This is a genomic window from Micromonospora sp. WMMD1155 (assembly GCF_029581275.1).
In the GTDB taxonomy this organism is placed as follows: domain Bacteria; phylum Actinomycetota; class Actinomycetes; order Mycobacteriales; family Micromonosporaceae; genus Micromonospora.
The window spans coordinates 3719412-3736100 of record NZ_CP120742.1 but is presented as its reverse complement, the minus strand read 5'-3'; the positions used below and the strand labels follow the sequence as shown (position 1 = coordinate 3736100).

General features: G+C 71.7%; 19 protein-coding genes. 8 read left to right on the top strand and 11 right to left on the bottom strand.

Going from position 1 to position 16689, the window contains the following annotated elements; translation table 11 throughout:
- Positions 1 to 223: 223 nt before the first annotated feature.
- The 3 genes from O7617_RS17125 to O7617_RS17115 all read right to left on the bottom strand — a co-directional run bounded on the left by O7617_RS17125 (position 224) and on the right by O7617_RS17115 (position 3258).
- A complete protein-coding gene (locus O7617_RS17125; RefSeq protein ID WP_145779086.1) occupies positions 224 to 589 on the bottom strand; it encodes a WhiB family transcriptional regulator in 366 nt (121 codons plus the stop codon).
- Between the two features lie 129 nt (positions 590 to 718).
- On the bottom strand, positions 719 to 970 hold the full coding sequence (locus O7617_RS17120; protein ID WP_282256793.1) for a hypothetical protein: 252 nt from the start codon (positions 968 to 970) through the stop codon (positions 719 to 721).
- Between the two features lie 122 nt (positions 971 to 1092).
- Complete coding sequence (locus O7617_RS17115; protein WP_282256792.1) at positions 1093 to 3258, bottom strand: ATP-dependent DNA helicase UvrD2; 2166 nt, start codon at positions 3256 to 3258, stop codon at positions 1093 to 1095.
- Positions 3259 to 3350: 92 nt separating this feature from the next.
- Between O7617_RS17115 and O7617_RS17110 the strand changes: the two genes are divergently transcribed.
- Positions 3351 to 3593 (top strand): mycoredoxin, encoded by a 243-nt coding sequence (locus O7617_RS17110; protein ID WP_282256791.1) that lies wholly within the window; start codon positions 3351 to 3353, stop codon positions 3591 to 3593.
- A gap of 102 nt (positions 3594 to 3695) precedes the next feature.
- Here the strand turns inward: O7617_RS17110 and O7617_RS17105 are convergent, their stop codons facing one another.
- Positions 3696 to 4982, bottom strand: a complete 1287-nt coding sequence (locus tag O7617_RS17105) for an MFS transporter (RefSeq protein WP_282256790.1) — start codon at positions 4980 to 4982, stop codon at positions 3696 to 3698.
- A gap of 216 nt (positions 4983 to 5198) precedes the next feature.
- Here O7617_RS17105 and O7617_RS17100 point away from each other — a divergent pair, with 216 nt between their 5' ends.
- From O7617_RS17100 to O7617_RS17090, 3 genes are all read left to right on the top strand, one after another.
- Positions 5199 to 6179: a helix-turn-helix transcriptional regulator gene (locus tag O7617_RS17100; protein WP_282256789.1), complete on the top strand. Its 981-nt coding sequence runs from the start codon at positions 5199 to 5201 to the stop codon at positions 6177 to 6179.
- A gap of 74 nt (positions 6180 to 6253) precedes the next feature.
- Complete coding sequence (locus tag O7617_RS17095) at positions 6254 to 6493, top strand: DUF397 domain-containing protein (RefSeq protein WP_088987752.1); 240 nt, start codon at positions 6254 to 6256, stop codon at positions 6491 to 6493.
- Between the two features lie 213 nt (positions 6494 to 6706).
- Positions 6707 to 6982, top strand: a complete 276-nt coding sequence (locus O7617_RS17090; protein ID WP_282256788.1) for a hypothetical protein — start codon at positions 6707 to 6709, stop codon at positions 6980 to 6982.
- A gap of 125 nt (positions 6983 to 7107) precedes the next feature.
- Here O7617_RS17090 and nudC read toward each other — a convergent pair whose 3' ends face one another.
- From nudC to O7617_RS17070, 4 genes are all read right to left on the bottom strand, one after another.
- A complete protein-coding gene (nudC, locus tag O7617_RS17085) occupies positions 7108 to 8067 on the bottom strand; it encodes an NAD(+) diphosphatase (RefSeq protein ID WP_282256787.1) in 960 nt (319 codons plus the stop codon).
- Positions 8068 to 8143: 76 nt separating this feature from the next.
- Positions 8144 to 9484, bottom strand: coding sequence for a pitrilysin family protein (locus tag O7617_RS17080; RefSeq protein ID WP_282256786.1), 1341 nt, complete (start codon positions 9482 to 9484; stop codon positions 8144 to 8146).
- A complete protein-coding gene (locus O7617_RS17075; protein WP_282256785.1) occupies positions 9481 to 10788 on the bottom strand; it encodes a pitrilysin family protein in 1308 nt (435 codons plus the stop codon). Before O7617_RS17075 ends, O7617_RS17080 begins: the two co-directional genes overlap by 4 nt.
- Positions 10789 to 10798: 10 nt before the next feature.
- Positions 10799 to 11104: a hypothetical protein gene (locus O7617_RS17070; RefSeq protein ID WP_282256784.1), complete on the bottom strand. Its 306-nt coding sequence runs from the start codon at positions 11102 to 11104 to the stop codon at positions 10799 to 10801.
- 125 nt (positions 11105 to 11229) lie between these two features.
- Between O7617_RS17070 and O7617_RS17065 the strand changes: the two genes are divergently transcribed.
- From O7617_RS17065 to O7617_RS17050, 4 genes are read left to right on the top strand one after another with little or no spacing between them, the layout of a single operon-like run.
- Positions 11230 to 12297: an ABC transporter substrate-binding protein gene (locus O7617_RS17065; RefSeq protein WP_282256783.1), complete on the top strand. Its 1068-nt coding sequence runs from the start codon at positions 11230 to 11232 to the stop codon at positions 12295 to 12297.
- On the top strand, positions 12294 to 13073 hold the full coding sequence (locus O7617_RS17060) for an ABC transporter ATP-binding protein (protein WP_282256782.1): 780 nt from the start codon (positions 12294 to 12296) through the stop codon (positions 13071 to 13073). The genes O7617_RS17065 and O7617_RS17060 overlap by 4 nt, the downstream gene beginning before the upstream one ends.
- Positions 13063 to 13947: an ABC transporter permease gene (locus O7617_RS17055; protein WP_282256781.1), complete on the top strand. Its 885-nt coding sequence runs from the start codon at positions 13063 to 13065 to the stop codon at positions 13945 to 13947. Before O7617_RS17060 ends, O7617_RS17055 begins: the two co-directional genes overlap by 11 nt.
- A 3-nt stretch (positions 13948 to 13950) precedes the next feature.
- Entirely contained in the window at positions 13951 to 14382 is a 432-nt protein-coding gene (locus O7617_RS17050; protein WP_282256780.1) for an Rrf2 family transcriptional regulator, read from the top strand.
- A gap of 106 nt (positions 14383 to 14488) precedes the next feature.
- Here the strand turns inward: O7617_RS17050 and O7617_RS17045 are convergent, their stop codons facing one another.
- From O7617_RS17045 to O7617_RS17035, 3 genes are all read right to left on the bottom strand, one after another.
- Positions 14489 to 14689, bottom strand: coding sequence for a hypothetical protein (locus tag O7617_RS17045; protein ID WP_179780875.1), 201 nt, complete (start codon positions 14687 to 14689; stop codon positions 14489 to 14491).
- A 250-nt stretch (positions 14690 to 14939) separates the two neighbouring features.
- Positions 14940 to 16253, bottom strand: coding sequence for a DEAD/DEAH box helicase (locus O7617_RS17040; RefSeq protein ID WP_282256779.1), 1314 nt, complete (start codon positions 16251 to 16253; stop codon positions 14940 to 14942).
- A gap of 225 nt (positions 16254 to 16478) precedes the next feature.
- Positions 16479 to 16682 carry a cold-shock protein gene (locus O7617_RS17035; RefSeq protein ID WP_067374184.1) on the bottom strand — a complete coding sequence of 68 codons (204 nt, stop codon included), beginning with the start codon at positions 16680 to 16682 and terminating at the stop codon, positions 16479 to 16481.
- Positions 16683 to 16689: the final 7 nt, after the last annotated feature.

The following is a 16689-nucleotide window of genomic DNA, read 5'->3' as shown; positions in this document are numbered from 1 at the left end:
GTCACGCGCCGCCTGGTTGCGGCTGTTCATGGCGACGGTACGGGCGGATCGGGTTGCCTCAGTGCTCGTGGTGGTACGACCGGCCTGAGGCCGGCGCATTCGAGCCCGGGACAACGCTTCGTTGAGTAGTTGCATCTCGAAGGCTCCACTCGGGGCGTTGAACATCGTCTTCTCTCTCACTGCCGGTGCGACACCGGCGTCGTTGGTACGGATCGGGAACATGTCAGGCTGCCAGCCGGACCGCGCCACGCACCTCGGACAGCCCACTGGCTGCCAGACGCGCCTCGGCCTCGACCCGAAGCTCGGCGTCGCGGGCGACGTCCTCCTTACGCGGACGGCCACGGGGCCGCTTGCGCGGGACGACCGCGCCACGCTCGAAGATCTCGCCGCCCCAGACGCCCCACGGCTCCGCTCGCTCAACGGCTCCGGCCAGGCACTCGACGCGCAGCGGGCAGTCCCCGCAGAGCGACTTGGCCAGCTCGAGCTCGGTGGGCGAGTCGGAGAACCACAGGTCGGGGTCGAACTTCCGGCAGGGCAGGTTCGCCTCCAGCTCGACGCTCATGTCGAGGGGGGCCAACGCCAGACTCATCTCCCGGTCACCTCTCTCTCACTTCGATCTCGTGGATCGCATTCCGACGTACTTACGGCGGGCAAAAAATTGAGGCCGCGGATCCCGGTTACGGGTTCCGCGGCCTCGAGGTGAGCCGGTGTCTGATCGTCAGACCGGTCTACCTCGAGGTGGAACGCCGCGGACATCCATGCGCTTCTTGGCGACCTGGATGCCATTGCCCGTGAAGCCACTGGTCCCCTCGACTCCGGTGGGCGCGACGGCCAGGATCAGCTCGGCCTGAACCTGGTGCACCTGCGGAACCGACGGTCGTGCGGTGACCGTGAGGGCCACCCGGACAGCCGACAGCGGAGCGTGGACAGACGGCATCGCCGTCAGACGCTCATAGGTGAAGATCTTCACGGGTGCCACCTCCCTCACGTTCCTCGACTCGACTGAACCAACCCCCGTGAGCAGCCGGAATGGCGCCGCTCGCGTGGTGTGTCCTGAGGCTATTCCTCGCCCGGGGGCGAGGGCAAACGAATTTACGACGAGATTTCGAAAGTTTTCTCCGGGCAGACGTCGTCCACCCCCGCGCCGCCCACCAGCGCCAGCACCGACTCCCCGTAGAGGCCCAGTTTGCGGGGGCCGATACCGGCGATGGCGATCAACTCCTCGGACCGTCCGGGCCGCCGCTCGGCCAGCGCGATCAGCGTCGCGTCGGTGAAGACCACGTACGCGGGGACCTTCTGCGCCGCGGACACCCGCTGCCGCCACTCCCGCAGCCGTTCGTGCAGCTCGTCGTCGATGTCGGAGGGGCAGGTGGGGCAGCGGCCCAGCTTACGGTCCGGGCCGGCGAGCAGGGTGGCACCGCAGATCCGGCAGGAGACGATCTGGGTCCGACGCCGCTCCGCGCGGCGGGCCGGGCCGGTGCCGCCGGTCGCCCGCTCGGTGCCGCCGGAGCGGTCCAGCTGGGGCAGGAACCGCGACGGCCGCCGGGCCCGACCGCCCGGCGAGCGTGCTGCGGCGTACGACAGCCAGAGCCACTCCCGCGCCCGGGTGATCCCGACGTAGAGCAGCCGACGTTCCTCCTCGACCTGTTCGACGGTCTTGGCGTACGTGGTCGGCATGGTGCCCTCGGCGAGGCCGACCAGGAAGACGGCGTCCCACTCCAGCCCCTTGGCCGAGTGCAGCGAGGCGAGGGTCACCCCGTCCACCGTCGGTACGTGCTGCTGGGCGGCGCGGCGCGCCAACTCCTCGGTGAAGTCGAAGAGGGTGACGGGGCGTTCCACCGACGCGGCCTCGCCGATCGGCACCACAGCGGGGCTGGCCGCGTACTCCTCGGAGAGCTGGACCAGCGCGGACAGCGCCTCCCAGCGCTCGCGGGCGGCCCCACCGGCCGGGGGTGCGTCGGGGGCCCAACCGACCGCGGTGAGCGCCTCGACGACGGCGGCCGGGAGTGGTGTCTCCCCGGGGATGGAGCGGGTGGCGGCGCGCAGCGCGACCATCGCCTGGCGCACCTCGGCCCGCTCGAAGAACCGCTCCGCGCCCTGCACGACGTAGGGCACCGACGCCTCGGTGAGGGCCTTCTCGTACGCCTCGGACTGCGCGTTGACCCGGAACAGGACGGCGATCTCCTTCGCCGGGGTGCCCGCGTCGATCAGCGCCCGGCAGCGGGCGGCCACGGCATTCGCCTCGGCCGGCTCGTCGGTGAAGATCCGCAGGTCCGGCTCGGGGCCGGGTGGGCGCTGTCCGCTCAACTCCAGGCGCAACCGCGCCTCGGTGCCTCGGGCCTGGGAGATCACCGCATTGGCCAACCCGACCACCTGCGGGGTGGAGCGGTAGTCGCGGACCAGCCGCACGACTGTGGCGTTGCGGTGCCGGCGGGGGAAGTCGACCAGGTACGCGGAGGTCGCCCCGGTGAACGAGTAGATCGTCTGGCTGGCGTCCCCGACCACGGTCAGGTCGTCGCGGCCGCCCAGCCAGGCGTCCAGCAGCCGCTGCTGGAGGGGGTTGACGTCCTGGTACTCGTCGACCACGAAGTGCCGGTACTGGCCACGCACCTGCTCGCCGACGTCCGGGTGCTCCTCGATGCCCCACACCGCGGCACGCAACATGTCCTCGAAGTCGATCACGCCGTTCGAGCGTTTGAGCTGCTCGTACGCGGTGAACACGTCGGCCACCTTCGCCGGCTCGTGCGGGGTGTCCCGCAGCGCCCGGGCGGCGGACACCACGTAGTCGGCCGGCTCGACCAACGACGACTTGGCCCACTCGATCTCGCCGGCCAGGTCGCGGGCGGCGGCACGGTCGGCGCGCAGGCCCACCCGCGCCGCGGCGAGGGTGACGAGCCGCACCTTGCTGTCCAGCAGTTCGGGCATGGCGCGGCCGGCCAACAACCGGGGCGCGAAGTACCGCACCTGACGCAACGCGGCGGCGTGGAAGGTCCGGGCCTGCACGCCGCCCACCCCGAGGACGGTGAGCCGGCTTCGCATCTCGGCGGCGGCGCGGGCGGTGAACGTGACCGCGAGGACGTGCCGGGGGGATATCTCACCGCTGAGTGCCCGGTGGGCGATCCGGGAGGTGATCGCCCGGGTCTTGCCGGTGCCCGCGCCGGCCAGGATGCAGACCGGGCCGGCCGGGGCGGTCACCGCGGACCGCTGCTCCGGGTCCAGCCCGGCGAGCACCTGTTCCGACGCTGAGTGAACCACCACAACCAGGAATCATCTCAGCTACCCGCGGCGTTGCAGCGAACAGCCTCGGCTTGATCGGCAAGCTGCGGCCGGAGGAGTTGGAGGATCCGACGATGTTGACGATGTATTCCACCCCCTGGTGCGGCTACTGCCACCGGCTGAAGTCGCAGCTCGACCGGGAGGGCATCGGTTACGAGGTGGTCGACATCGAGCAGGACCCGAAGGCCGCGGAGTTCGTGATGAGCGTCAACGGCGGCAACCAGACGGTGCCGACCCTGCGCTTCGACGACGGCAGCGCCCTGACGAACCCCTCGATCAACCAGGTCAAGCAGCACCTCGCGACCCTCACCGCCTGACCGGCCAGGTCACCGTCGACGAGCGGCCGCCCCAACCGGGGCGGCCGCTCGTCGTGCGTCCGGACGAGTCGGCGGGACCGGCCGGCCACGTCTTCAACCGGGTCAGCGCGCTGAGGGCCGGTGGGCACCGGATCGGCCGGCCGCGTCCTCGGTCGGTTGCCGGGGCGACGGGAGGATCGGGCGGGTCGGCGGCGGGCGGCGGGTGCCGGTCGGGGTGCTGAGGTGCCGGCCCCGCCAGAGGTAGCTGCCGGCGACCAGGGTGGCCACCCCGACCAGCGCGAACAGCAACCGGTAGTCCAGGAACCCGACCAACAGGGCACCGGCGCCGATGGAGAACGCCTGCGGCCCGCTGACCACCGCCTGGGTGGCCGCGGCGACCCGGCCGACGAGCGTGGGTGGGGTCCTGCGCTGGATCAGCGTGTGCAGCCCGACCATCGTCAGCGGTAGCGAGACGCCGGCCAGCAGCACCGCCGCGAACCCGAGGCGGATATCGGGGTACGCGAGCGCCAGCGCGGCCGGGGAGAAGAAGGCCACCCCGGCCGCGAGTGTCCCGACCTCCCCGAGGCGGCGGATCAGCGCCGGTGAGCAGAGCCCGCCGAGCAGCCCGCCCACGCCCTGCACGGTGACCAGCACTCCCACGAACGCGGCGTCCCGGTTCAGCCCGTCGTCGACGTACGCGAAGATGAGCGACTCGCTGAAGCCCATCACCAGCGATCCGAGCCCGTAGCCGAGCAGGGCCCGGCGCAGGGCCGGCTCGTCGGCCAGGTGCCGCAGACCGGCGCCCAACTCGGCCGGCCACCGCAGCCGCACCGTCGGTGGCGCCTGCTGTGGAGCGGGCAGGGCGGTGACCACCGCCGCCGCGGTCAGAAATCCGACGATCCCGATCCCGGCCAACGCCCATCCGCCGAGCGCCGCGTAGAGCGCCGCGCCGGCCAGCGGGCCGATCAACCGCATCCCCTGGCGTACGGTCTGCAACAGGCCGTTCGCCTCGGCCAGCAGCTCGATCGGCACCAACTCGCGGATGAGCCCGCTGAGCGCCGCGCCGAGGGTGATGGACGACAGTCCGTACAGCGCGGCCACCAGGTAGACGATCCAGACGTCGCCCGCGTCGCGGACGGTGAACAGCGGGGTGAGCAGGGCTGCGGTGACCACGTTCGCGGCCACGAAGAACGGCCGACGTGGATACCTGTCGACGAACCAGCCGACCAGCGGTGCCAGCATCATCGGCGCGATGACGGCGAAGATGGTGGCACCGGCCAGCCCGTTCGAGCCGGTCAGATCCTTGACCCAGATGGCCAGCGCGAGCAGCAGGATCGACTCGGCGGTCATGCTGGCCAGCAGACCGCCGAAGAGGAGACGGAAGTCGGGTCGGCGCAGGACGGTGCGCATGGGTCCCTCCGGCGGGATGGCGTGCCCGGTTGGGCGAGGGGTCGACAGGCCGCGACCGCGGGTCCGTCGTCATCTGGCATTCCCGTGGTCCGATTTTCGTAAGACACGCCCCCGCCGGAACCTCCGACGTCGGCCGCGCCGTCCATACTGACCGTGGGGGGCGAATTTCATACAGTTACCGTCGCGTCTGCGGCGGTCGACGGGAAAGAGGACACTGTGCCTCCTGCCGCACCCAGCCCAATCCTGCGTCGTCGCCGGTTGGGCGTCGAGTTGCGCCGCCTGCGGGAAGCCGCGGGCCTCACCGGTGACCAGGTCATCGAGCGTATCGGTTGGGCGTCCGCGTCCAAACTGTCACGACTGGAGAACGGCCGCAGCCGACCGGACCCGCAGGACGTCGGGGACCTGCTGAATCTCTACGGCGCCGACCAGGCATTGCACGACGAGTTGCTGGGCATCACCAGCGAGGCCGGCGACATGCGCGGTTGGTTGAAGAACTTCCCGGTGATGACGCAGCAGCAGCGCAGCTGGGCCGAGTTGGAGGCGGGCTGCGCGGAGATCTCCGAGTACAACCCGACGCTGGTACCCGGCCTGTTGCAGACCCCGGGTTACGCCCAGGTCCGGATCGTCTCGGCCCGACAGGTCGACGAGGACGCGGGCGAACCGCAGCCCGACGACGAGCCGGAGACCGAGGTGCAGGCGAGGCTGGCTCGCCAGTCGCTGCTGACCCGTGAGCCGTACGCGCCCCGTTACACGGCCGTGCTGGAGGAGGCCGCCCTCGGCCGCCGCGCCGGCCCACCCGAGGTGCTGCACGAGCAGTTGGTCCAACTCTGCGAGCTGGCCCTGCTTCCCAACGTCACGCTGCACGTGTTGCTGCGGGACACCCAGATCGGCAACTGGTACCTCCCGCCGACCGCGTTCTCCGTCTACCGGTTCGCCGATCCCCTCGATCCGGAGACGCTCGCCATCGAAGGTGGCTTCACCGATGTCATGTCGACCGAGGCAATCACGCTAAATCGCTATAAAGTGGTGTTCGAGTGGCTATGCACGGCGGCACTAAACGCCTCGGACACCCTCTCCTGGCTGATCGAGGCGACGGGACGGCTGACCGAGGCGGCGCCTCCTTCCACAGTGGCGTTCGGGCCGGCAACGGCGCCGACCCAACGCCGCCGGGAGTCGGGGCGGCTGACGGACCGGTGATCCACGGGGGACCCTCCGTCGGGACGTGCGGCACCACTCGTCCCATCGGATCGCTGCACATCAGGAGCAGAACCATGAACGACATCCACAACACGCCGTCCGTCTCCGCCCACTCGTTGGCGGATGCCCCGTGGCGTACCAGCACGCGCAGCCAGACCTCCAACTGCGTGGAGGTCGCCCCGCTCGGCACCGGCCCGTCGGCCGTGGCCCTGCGGGACAGCAAGGACCGAGGCGGTCCGGTCCTGCTGTTCAACCGCGCGGGATGGCTCGGTTTCATCAGCGGTGCGAAGAAGGGACAGTTCGACCTGAACTGATCCGGTGACCGGTACGGGGCCGTCGGCGGGTTGCCGGCGGCCCCGTCGTCGTACCGGCCCACCGACCCCGCCGAGTGGTGTCCGCCGAAAGGACGACCCTCGGAACCGATAGGCGCGTTTCAGTTGCTGGGACGAACACGGGGCGTAACATGGCCCTCGGGTACGTGGAACTTCCACCGAAGCTCATTCGTCGCGGTTCATCCGGAGACCCTCATGCGGTTCCTGATCGTTCGCACCGACATCCGCGCCGTCGCCGACGGGGACATCGCCGCTGCCTGGGCAGATGGCCACCGCCTTCGCGACGAGACGACCACGCCCGAGCCGCGACGGCAGATCGTGCACGCCGAGGACCGGGACGCCGCGCTCCTGCTGGCCCGCGCCCTCGCCACGGTCGGCGCGGTCCGCGCCGGAAAGCAACGGGTCAAGGTTCTGCCGCTCGGCGAACCCCGAGCGGCATTCCGACGCAGACCGGGGTCCACCGACACCTGATTCGACAAGACGTCCGTCGTGGTGGGCCGGCTCCCCCGCCGTTTCTCACATCCGCCGACCACGACGGCCCGTGTTCCCGGCCCGTGACCGCCGCGGCAACGGCGGCCACGGGTCGGGACCGTGCCTCAGCGCTCGCCGTCCACCCAACCGTCCAACCACCGGTGGATGAGGAACAACGCGATCGACGACGGCGGCGGCAGGATCAACTGCGCGCCGTCACCCACGTCCACCGTCTCTCCGGCCAGCGCCGCCCCGATCTCCCGGCGCGAGAACCACCGGGCGTACGCGATCTCGGACGGGTCGACCCGCACCGGGTCGTCCGGGTCGGCGGTGGCCAGGAAACCCAGCATCAGCGAACCGGGGAACGGCCACGCCTGGCTGCCCACGTACCCGATGCGCTCGATCCCGAGGCCCACCTCCTCGCGGACCTCGCGCAGCACGGCGGCCTCCGCCGACTCGCCCGGCTCGACGTAGCCGGCCAGGCAGGAGTAGCGCCGCCCGCCCGGGGTGCCCGGCCAACCGGCGTTGTTGCCGAGCAGACAACGCCCGTCCGGACCGTCCACGCCGTCGTGCACCAGGACGATCATCGCCGGATCGGTACGCGGCCAGATCCGTCCACCGTTGCGGTCCACCCGGGACCAACCGGCCTCGTCCATCGCGGTCGGCGCCCCGGTGCTCGTCGAGTAGCCGTGCCGGATGTGCCAGTTGAGCAGCGCCAACGCGGTGGTGAAGATGCCCGCATCCCGGTCGGCCAGCAGGTGACCCACCTCGCGCAGATTGACCGCCCGGGTGCCCGGCACCGCCGGCAGCGGCGCGTCGACGGCGAAGACCGGCACCCCGTCCGGCTCGACACCGAGGAACATCGCCGTCGACTCGGACCCGGCCGGCGCGTCGGACGCACCGAACAGCACCAGCGTCGGAGGCGACGTGTCGGTGCGGGCCAACGTCCGACCGTCGTCGGTCGAGTCGAGCAGCAGCACCCGGGCACGCAGCCACGCCTCGGTCAGCCACTGCGCGTCACCCCGCCGGTGTGCCGCCCGATCCAACGTGGACCGCGCCAACGGCGGTGCCGTCTCCCCGCTCACGCCAGCGCTCCGCTTCGCTCCGCGCCGCCGCGAGACGGCCCGCTGCTGAGCCCCATGGCTCGCTCGCTCCGCTCGCTCACGCCAGCGGCTCGGTGTGGACCGTGGTCAGCGCGGCCAGACCCGGTGTCACCCGCTCCGCGTCACCGAGCACCACGACCGCCGCCCGAGCCGGTGCCAGGTAACGGGCACCCACCCGCGCCACGTCGTCGACGCTCGCCTTCGCCAACCTCGCCGCGTACTCGGCGAGGAAGTCCAGGCGTAGCCCGTTGCCCGCGTACGCGCTGGTCAACGCCGCCAACCCGGCCTGGGTGGACATTCCGAGCTGGAGGGTACCCAGGGCGTACTGCCGGGCCTGCTCCAACTCCTCGGGCTTCGGTGGCAGGGACGCCAGCCGACCCAACTCGTACGTCGTCTCCAGCAGGGCCGGACCGGTGACCTCGGTGGCCACCTCGGCGGAGGCGACCAGCACCGACCCGGCGACGGAGTGCTCGATGCCGGAGTGCGGGCCGTACGTGTAGCCCTTGTCCTCGCGGATGTTCTCCACCCAGCGGGAGGAGAAGTAGCCGCCGAAGATCAGGTTGGCCAGTTGCAGCGGCGCGTGGTCCGGGTCGGTGCGGGACACCGCCGGGAGCGCGATCCGCAGCGAGGACTGCACCGAGCCGGGCCGGTCGACGAGCAGCAGCGGCCCCGGCTCCAGCGGTGGGGTGGCCGCCAGCTCGGCGACCCGCCCGGCGCCGGCCCAACCGCCGAGCGCCCGCTCGGCCGCGTCCAGTGCCCTCTCCGGCTGCACGTCGCCGACCAGCACCAACTGCGCGCCGGCCGGATGGACCCGCTCCGCGTGCAGGGTGCGCAGCGCCGCCGGGCGGACGGCCCGGATCTGGCCCGGCTCCGGGGTCTGCGTCGCGTACGGGTGGCGGCCGTAGATCCGCTTCAGCAGCGCCTCCCGGGCGAGGTGCGCCGGCTGACTCTGCGCCACCTGGATCCGGTCGACGAGTCGGTCCCGTTCGGTGGCGACCTCGTCGCTCGGGTAGGTGGCGCTGGTCAGCACCTCGGCCAGCAGCTCCAGCATCCGGTCCAGGCCGGTGACCAGCCCGGCGCCGGAGAGCATCAGCCGGTCCGGGTCGACCCCCGCGGAGAGCCCACCGCCCACCTTCTGCAACTCGGCGGCGAGCTGCACGCTGGTCATGGACTCGGTGCCGGAGAGCATCGTCTGCGAGAGCATCGCGCCCCGGGCCAGGTGGACCCGGCCGAACGGCACCCAGAGTCGCAGCTCGACCAGGGGCACCGCGGGCCGGCGTACGGCGATCACGGTGAGGCCGTTGCGCAGCGTGCGCTCGGCCTGCTTGGGCACCTTGAGCTTGCGGGTCGGCCCCAGCGGGGGCAACGTGCGCGGCGCGGCGGCGATGGCCCCGGTCATCGGGCACCTCCGGCGATGACCTCGATCGCGGCCCGGCGCTCCGGCCGCAGGGTGGCCGCGGCGGCCCGGACCTGCTCCTCGGTGACCTCACCGACCAGCCGGGGCAGCTCGTTGAGCAGACCCGGTTCGCCGCGTTGCTGCTCCAACACGGCCATCCGCAGAGCCCTGCCGAGCACCGCGTCGGTGTCGCGCAGCAGGTGGGTCGCCATGCGGGCCTGGGTGCGGTCCAGCTCGCCGTCGGCCAGCCCGTCGGTGGCCAACCGGTCCAACTCCTCGTCGATGGTGCGCAGCACCTTGTCCACGTCGCCCCCGGGCGGTAGGTGCGCCTGCAACAGCAGCGCGGTGGGGTCACGGACGTCGAACGGGTCGCCCATGAAGCCGAGGTATCCGCCGAGGCTGGTCACCATGCGGTCGCGCTGCACCAGCCGTTCGACCAGCCGCGAGGCGTCGCCGTCGGTGAGCACCTCGGCCAGCACCACGTACGGCAGGTAGCCGGCGAAGTCGCTGATCGGGTCGGGCACCCGCCAGGCGCCGGCCACCGCCGGCAGCGGAGCCAGGGCATCGGTGTACGAGGTGCGCCGCTCCTCGGTCAGGTCGGGCTCGGTGAAGTCGGGTCGCTGCGGCGCCAGCCGGGCCGGCACGTCCCCGAAGTGCCTGGTGACCAGCTGGGTCGCCTCGGTCACGTCGATGTCGCCGCTGACGGCCAGGACCGCGTTGCCGCTGGCGTAGTAGCGGCGGAAGAAGTCCGCGGCGTCGGCGACGGTCGCCGACTCCAGGTCGTCGAAGGAGCCGTAGCCGTCGTGCGCGTTCGGGAACGTGTCGAACATGACCGGCGGGAGGGTCAGCCAGGGGAAGCCGCCGTACGGCCGGTTGAGGACGTTGACCCGGATCTCCTCCTTGACCACGTCGACCTGGTTGCGCAGGTTCTCCTCGGTCAGCCGGGGGCCACGCATCCGGTCCGCCTCCAGGAACAGCGCGCGTTCCAGCGCGTTGCTCGGCAACGTCTCGAAGTAGTCGGTGTAGTCCAGGTGGGTGGAGCCGTTGAAGGTGCCGCCCGCGCCCTGCACGTGCCGAAAGTGGGCCAGCTTCTCCAGGTTCTCCGAGCCCTGGAACATCAGGTGCTCGAAGAGGTGGGCGAAGCCGGTGCGTCCCTCCGGCTCGGAGCGGATGCCGACGTCGTAGACCACCGCCACCCCGATCACCGGGGCACTGCGGTCGGGGGTCAGCACCACCCGCAGGCCGTTGTCGAGGGTGAACCGCTCGACCGGATACTTCGTCGCTGGAATTCTGGATCTCCGCGCCACGAGATCGACCCTAGCGCGTCGGCACCCCCACCACCTGCGACCTACCCGGAGCCGCCGCGACCGGGGCGGTGACCAGAGGCAGGGCCTCGACGCCCACCCGCTCGGCCTCCTCGCGGTGCGGCGGGCGTTGAGAGCGGCCATGCGGGCCTGGCCCACCGAGCCCATCCGGCGGCCGGGCCTGGGCGGCGGCGATCCGTTCCGGGCTCACCCCGGCCGACAGCCGGTCGGCCTCGGCCCACGCCTGGGCGCCGGTGGGTCGGGCGATGACGTGCAGCCGCCGGCCGGTGCTCAGGGCGTGATGCCGGACACCTAGCAAACTGGTAGGAAATACCGACATAACTGAGACCCGAAATCCCGGCATATGGATGGGTCTTGACGCTGGCCGCAGGCTGGCCCAGTCTTCCTACCAACTAAGTAGGAATACTGCGGATTGGATGGACGATGAGACGGTCCCCCCTGCGCCGGGTGGTCACTCTGGCCACCCTCGCCGTCCTCGGCGCGGCGACCCTGGGCAGCACCGCCGCGTGCGGCGACGACGACAGCACGGGCGCGAGCGGGAGTTCCGGCCCGGTGACGCTGCGCCTCGGCTACTTCCCCAACATCACCCACGCGCCGGCGGTCGTCGGCGTGGAGAAGGGCATCTTCGCCGAGAAGCTCGGCGCGAACGTCAAGCTGGATCCGAAGACCTTCAACGCCGGCCCGGCCGCCATCGAGGCCGTCTTCTCCGGCGCGCTGGACGCCACCTACATCGGTCCGAACCCGACGGTGAACGCCTTCTCCAAGTCCAAGGGCGAGGCCGTCCGGGTCGTCTCCGGCGCGGCCTCCGGCGGCGTGGCGCTGGTCGTCAAGCCCGCCATCAGCGGCGTGCAGGACCTGAAGGGCAAGAAGATCGCCACCCCGCAGCTGGGCAACACCCAGGACGTGGCGATCCGCTACTGGCTCAAGCAGCAGGGACTGACCACCACCAAGGAGGGTGGCGGCGACGTCAAGATCGTGCCGCAGGAGAACGCCCAGACGGTCGAGACGTTCAACAGCGGAGCGATCGACGGCGCCTGGGTGCCCGAGCCGTTCGTGTCCCGCCTGGTCAACGCCGGCGGCAAGGTGCTCGTCGACGAGCGGGACCTGTGGCCGGACAAGAAGTTCGTCATCACCAACCTGCTGGTCAGCACGAAGTTCCTCAAGGCGCACCCGGACGTCGTGCAGAAGCTGGTCGACGGCCAGGTGGCCGCGAACGAGTTCGTCAACAGCAAGCCCGAGGAGGCTCAGCAGGCCATCTCCGACGCGATCGGCAAGATCACCGGAAAGCCGCTGGACCTGAAGCTCATCAAGCAGGCGTGGCCGACGTTGGAGTTCACCAACGACCCGATCGCGACATCGCTCAAGGCCGGCCTCGACCACGCCGTCGACGTCAAGCTGACCGAGCCGGTCGACCTCGACGGCCTGTACGACCTGACGTACCTCAACAACGCGCTCAAGGCCGCCGGCGAGCCCGAGGTCGTCCAGCCATGACGTCGACCACGACGACGCCGCAGAGCGCGACCACCGCGGTCGCGCTCTCCGGTGTGACCAAGGTGTACGGGCGCGGAGCGAACGCCGTCCTGGCCCTCGACGGTGTGTCGTTGGACGTCGCACCCGGCGAGTTCGTCTGCCTCGTCGGCGCCTCCGGCTGCGGCAAGAGCACGCTGCTGAACCTGGTCGCCGGGCTGGACCGGCCCAGCGGCGGGCAGATCACCCTGGACGGCGACACCAACCCCGGGCTGATGTTCCAGGAGCCGGCGCTGTTTCCCTGGCTGACCGTCGACGGCAACGTGGAGGTGCCACTGAAGCTGCGCCGGCTGCCCCGGGCCGAGCGACGCGAACGGGTCGCCGACCTGCTGCGTACGGTGCACCTGGCCGACTTCGGGCGCAAGCGCCCCCATGAGCTGTCCGGCGGTATGCGGCAGCGGGTCGCACTGGCCCGCACGCTGGCCCTGGACACCCCGGTGCTGCTCATGGACGAGCCGTTCGGCGCGCTGGACGCGATGACCCGGGACATCCTGCACGACGAGCTGGAACGCATCTGGTCCGAGCGCAGACTGTCGGTGCTCTTCGTGACGCACAACGTCCGCGAGGCCGCCCGGCTGGCCGACCGGATCATCCTGCTCTCCAGCCGTCCCGGCCGGATCATCTACTCCACCGAGGTGGACATCCCGCGCCCCCGACGGATCGACTCCCCCGAGGTCGCCGCCATCGCCGCCGAGGTCACCGAGCGGCTCCGTACGGAGGTGGGCCGTCATGGCCAATGACACCCTGACCAGCGCCGCGCGTACCGACGCGCAGATCTCCGGCCTGGACGCGCTGGAGATCGCCGGGCGGGACACCGAGGTCTCCCGAGGCGCCCGGATCTGGTCGGCCACCTGGCCGAAGCTGGCGGCGCTGGCCATCGCCATCGCGGCCTGGCAGGTGGTGGTCTGGTCGGGCTGGAAACCGCCGTACTCCCTGCCCGGGCCGCTGGAGGTCGGCCGCGAGCTGGTCACCCAGGCCCAGGGTCCGCAGCTCTGGGATGGTCTGCTCACGACCCTGCGGCGGGCCGCCGTCGGCTACGTCTTCTCGGTGGCGGTCGGCCTGTTGCTGGGCCTGGCGGTGGCCCGGTCGAAGGTGCTCCGGGCCGCCATCGGCTCGATGATCACCGCGTTGCAGACCATGCCGTCGATCGCCTGGTTCCCGCTGGCCATCCTGCTCTTCGAGCTGAGCGAGAAGGCGATCTTCTTCGTGGTGGTGCTCGGTGCCGCGCCGTCCATCGCCAACGGGGTGATCTCCGGTGTGGACTACGTGCCGCCGCTGCTGCTGCGCGCCGGCCGCAACCTCGGCGCCCGAGGGCTCAACCTCTACCGGTACGTCATCGCGCCGGCCGCCCTGCCGGCGATCGTCGCCGGGCTCAAGCAGGGGTGGGCGTTCTCCTGGCGCAGCCTGATGGCCGGTGAACTGATCGTGGTCGGGATCTCGCAGACGTCGCTGGGCGCACAACTGACGTACTCCCGCGAGTTGTCCGACGCGCCCTGGTTGCTCTCCACGATGATCGTCATCCTGGTGCTCGGTCTCGGCGTGGACGCCGCCTTCGGCGCGGCCGACAAGGCGATCCGGCGACGCTGGGGCGTGCTCGACCAGGCGGGCAACTGACCCGTGTACGTCTCCGCGCGCAGCGACTACGCGCTCCGGGCGATGCTCGCCGTCGCCGCCGGTGGTGCCGGCGACGGCGAGGACGGCGAGGTGATGAAGGCCGCCAGCCTGGCCGAGGCGCAGGACATCCCGCTCAGCTTCCTCCAGGGCATCCTGCTGGACCTGCGCCGGGCCGGTCTGCTGCACAGCCATCGCGGCGCCGACGGCGGGTACGCGTTGACCCGCCCACCCGACGAGATCACCGTCGGGGACGTGTTACGGGCGGTCGGCGGTTCGCTCACCACGGTGCGCGGCCTCCCGGCCGAGCGCGCCGGCTACCACGGGGTGGCCGCCGGCCTGACCGACGTCTGGCTGGCGGTGCACGGGGCCATCGCCACGGTGGTCGACAGCACCAGCCTGGCCGACCTGCTCACCCACGCTCCCAGGACCTCGTGAACCCCGATGGCGACGTGGTCGGGCCGGTGCCCCGCCGACCCGACCACGTCGCGTACCGATCCTGACCGGGCCTGCCCCTCCGCGGCACCGGTCGGCCGGTCGCTGCTCAACCCACGTGTGCGACCGCCGGGCCGGAGCCCTGGTCACCGGGACCGCGCAGCTCCACCAGACCCGCGGGAGCGTTACCCGCCGGGGTGGCGTGCCAGGGTGCGAAGGCCGCAACCATGGCGAGCAGCAGCCCGGCGAGCGCGACAGCGACCACCAGGATCAGTTCCCGCAGTGCACCCGAGCCGGCTTCGCCCGCCATGGTCACCCCTCCCGTGCCGGGCCCCCCGCCCGACATCCCCCGGTGGTCAGCCTCGACCACCCTCGGCCCGGGCACAGTCGGCCAGCCGACCAAGGCGAGGCTGATTGCCGACTCAGACGAGCGGTCGGACAGCGCGGCCGACCGGCCACCTCGCCACGGCGGTGGACCGGTGTCGCGCGGAATCGGTCGCCCCACCGACGCGACCGACCCGCCCAGCCGAAGCGGAGCGGGTCGGTCGAGGCGCGGTAGATCAGGCGGTACGGGGACGGCGCGGGCGGCGGGACCGGCCCGACGCCCGGTGCGCCGGGCGGGCGCCACCGTCGGCGGCCGAGCCACCGGAGGTGCGGGCCCGCGCGGTCGGCGCCGGCGGGGCGGTGATGGTCACCGGCACGCCGGACGGCTCGCGGGCACCGGTCACCCGAGCCAACGCCTCGCCGTCGGCGCGCACCTGGACCGACTCGGGCCGGATGCCCGCGGTGGCCATCAACCGGGACACGTCCCGGCGCTGCTCGGGCAGGACCAGGGTGACCACGGTGCCGGACTCACCGGCCCGGGCGGTGCGGCCGCCCCGGTGCAGGTAGTCCTTCGCCTCGGTCGGCGGGTCCACGTTGACCACCATGTCGAGGCCGTCGACGTGGATGCCCCGGGCCGCCACGTCGGTGGCGACCAGGGCGGTCACCTGACCGGTGCGGAACTGCTCCAGGATCCGGGTGCGCTGCGGCTGCGACTTACCGCCGTGCAGCGCGGCCGCGCGTACCCCCTTGGACAGCAACTGCCGGGCGAGGCGGTCGGCGCGGTGCTTGGTGCCCATGAACAGGATGGTGCGGCCCTCGCGGGCGGCGATCCGGGTCAACGCGTCGGGCTTGTCCACCGCGTCGACGTGCAGCACGTGGTGGGTCATCGCGGTCACCGTGGCGGTGCCCGGGTCGACCGAGTGGGTGACCGGGTTGCTCAGGAAACGACGGACCAGCCGGTCCACGCCACCGTCCAGGGTGGCCGAGAACAGCATCCGCTGCCCCTGCGGCGCGACCTGCTCCAACAGCTTGGTGACCTGCGGCAGGAAGCCCATGTCGGCCATCTGGTCGGCCTCGTCGAGCACGGTGATCTCAACCTGGTCGAGCCGGGCGTCGCCGCGGTTGATCAGGTCGTGCAGCCGGCCGGGGGTGGCGACGACCACCTCGGCGCCGGCGCGCAGAGTGTCCGCCTGCCGCTGCAACGACAGCCCGCCGACGACGGTGGCGCAGCGCAGCCCGACAGCGCGGGCGTAGGGGGCGAGCGCGGTGGTGACCTGCTGGGCCAACTCGCGGGTCGGCACCAGCACCAGGGCCAGCGGGCGGCCCGGGCGGGCCTTCCGCCCGGCCGTGCGGGACAGCAGCGGGAGCCCGAAGGCGAGGGTCTTACCGGAGCCGGTACGACCCCGGCCCAGCACGTCCCGGCCCGCGAGCGAGTCGGGAAGCGTCGCCGACTGGATCGGGAACGGCTCGGTGATGCCCTGCGCGGTCAACGCGGTGAGCAACGCCGGAGCCAGGCCGGTATGGGCGAAAGAAGGAATAACTGTGGTCATGCGGAAGCCTTCCTCGACGCGGCACGTGTCGAGGGAGGGCGCCGACGTCGGCGCTGTCACCGGCCGCAACAAGGCAGCCGGGACTCACAAGCACGAACCGATTGGAGTACGGGCCGGCCCGCCACCGGGCCGCCGTCTGCGCGCAGGCAGGCGGCGGCGAGGCGGGCCGGTCCCGTCGCCGTCGCACCCGGAGGGTGCGACAGGTGATGCTGACCGATCCGAAGATCAGAGCGGGCGGATGTTCTCCGCCTGCGGGCCCTTCTGGCCCTGGGTCACCTCGAACTCGACCCGCTGGTTCTCGTCCAGGCTCCGGTAGCCGGAGGTCTGGATCGCCGAGAAGTGGGCGAAGACGTCAGCGCCGCCGCCGTCCGGGGTGATGAAGCCGAAGCCCTTGTCAGCGTTGAACCACTTCACGGTGCCAATTGCCATGTGTTTC

Coding starts and splice junctions, on each gene's coding strand:
- O7617_RS17125 (WP_145779086.1), bottom strand. CDS start 589: ATGAGTCTGGCGTTGGCCCCCCTCGACATGAGCGTCGAGCTGGAGGCG.
- O7617_RS17110 (WP_282256791.1), top strand. CDS start 3,351: ATGTTGACGATGTATTCCACCCCCTGGTGCGGCTACTGCCACCGGCTG.
- O7617_RS17105 (WP_282256790.1), bottom strand. CDS start 4,982: ATGCGCACCGTCCTGCGCCGACCCGACTTCCGTCTCCTCTTCGGCGGT.
- O7617_RS17095 (WP_088987752.1), top strand. CDS start 6,254: ATGAACGACATCCACAACACGCCGTCCGTCTCCGCCCACTCGTTGGCG.
- O7617_RS17090 (WP_282256788.1), top strand. CDS start 6,707: ATGCGGTTCCTGATCGTTCGCACCGACATCCGCGCCGTCGCCGACGGG.
- O7617_RS17080 (WP_282256786.1), bottom strand. CDS start 9,484: ATGACCGGGGCCATCGCCGCCGCGCCGCGCACGTTGCCCCCGCTGGGG.
- O7617_RS17065 (WP_282256783.1), top strand. CDS start 11,230: ATGAGACGGTCCCCCCTGCGCCGGGTGGTCACTCTGGCCACCCTCGCC.
- O7617_RS17060 (WP_282256782.1), top strand. CDS start 12,294: ATGACGTCGACCACGACGACGCCGCAGAGCGCGACCACCGCGGTCGCG.
- O7617_RS17055 (WP_282256781.1), top strand. CDS start 13,063: ATGGCCAATGACACCCTGACCAGCGCCGCGCGTACCGACGCGCAGATC.
- O7617_RS17045 (WP_179780875.1), bottom strand. CDS start 14,689: ATGGCGGGCGAAGCCGGCTCGGGTGCACTGCGGGAACTGATCCTGGTG.
- O7617_RS17040 (WP_282256779.1), bottom strand. CDS start 16,253: ATGACCACAGTTATTCCTTCTTTCGCCCATACCGGCCTGGCTCCGGCG.
- O7617_RS17035 (WP_067374184.1), bottom strand. CDS start 16,682: ATGGCAATTGGCACCGTGAAGTGGTTCAACGCTGACAAGGGCTTCGGC.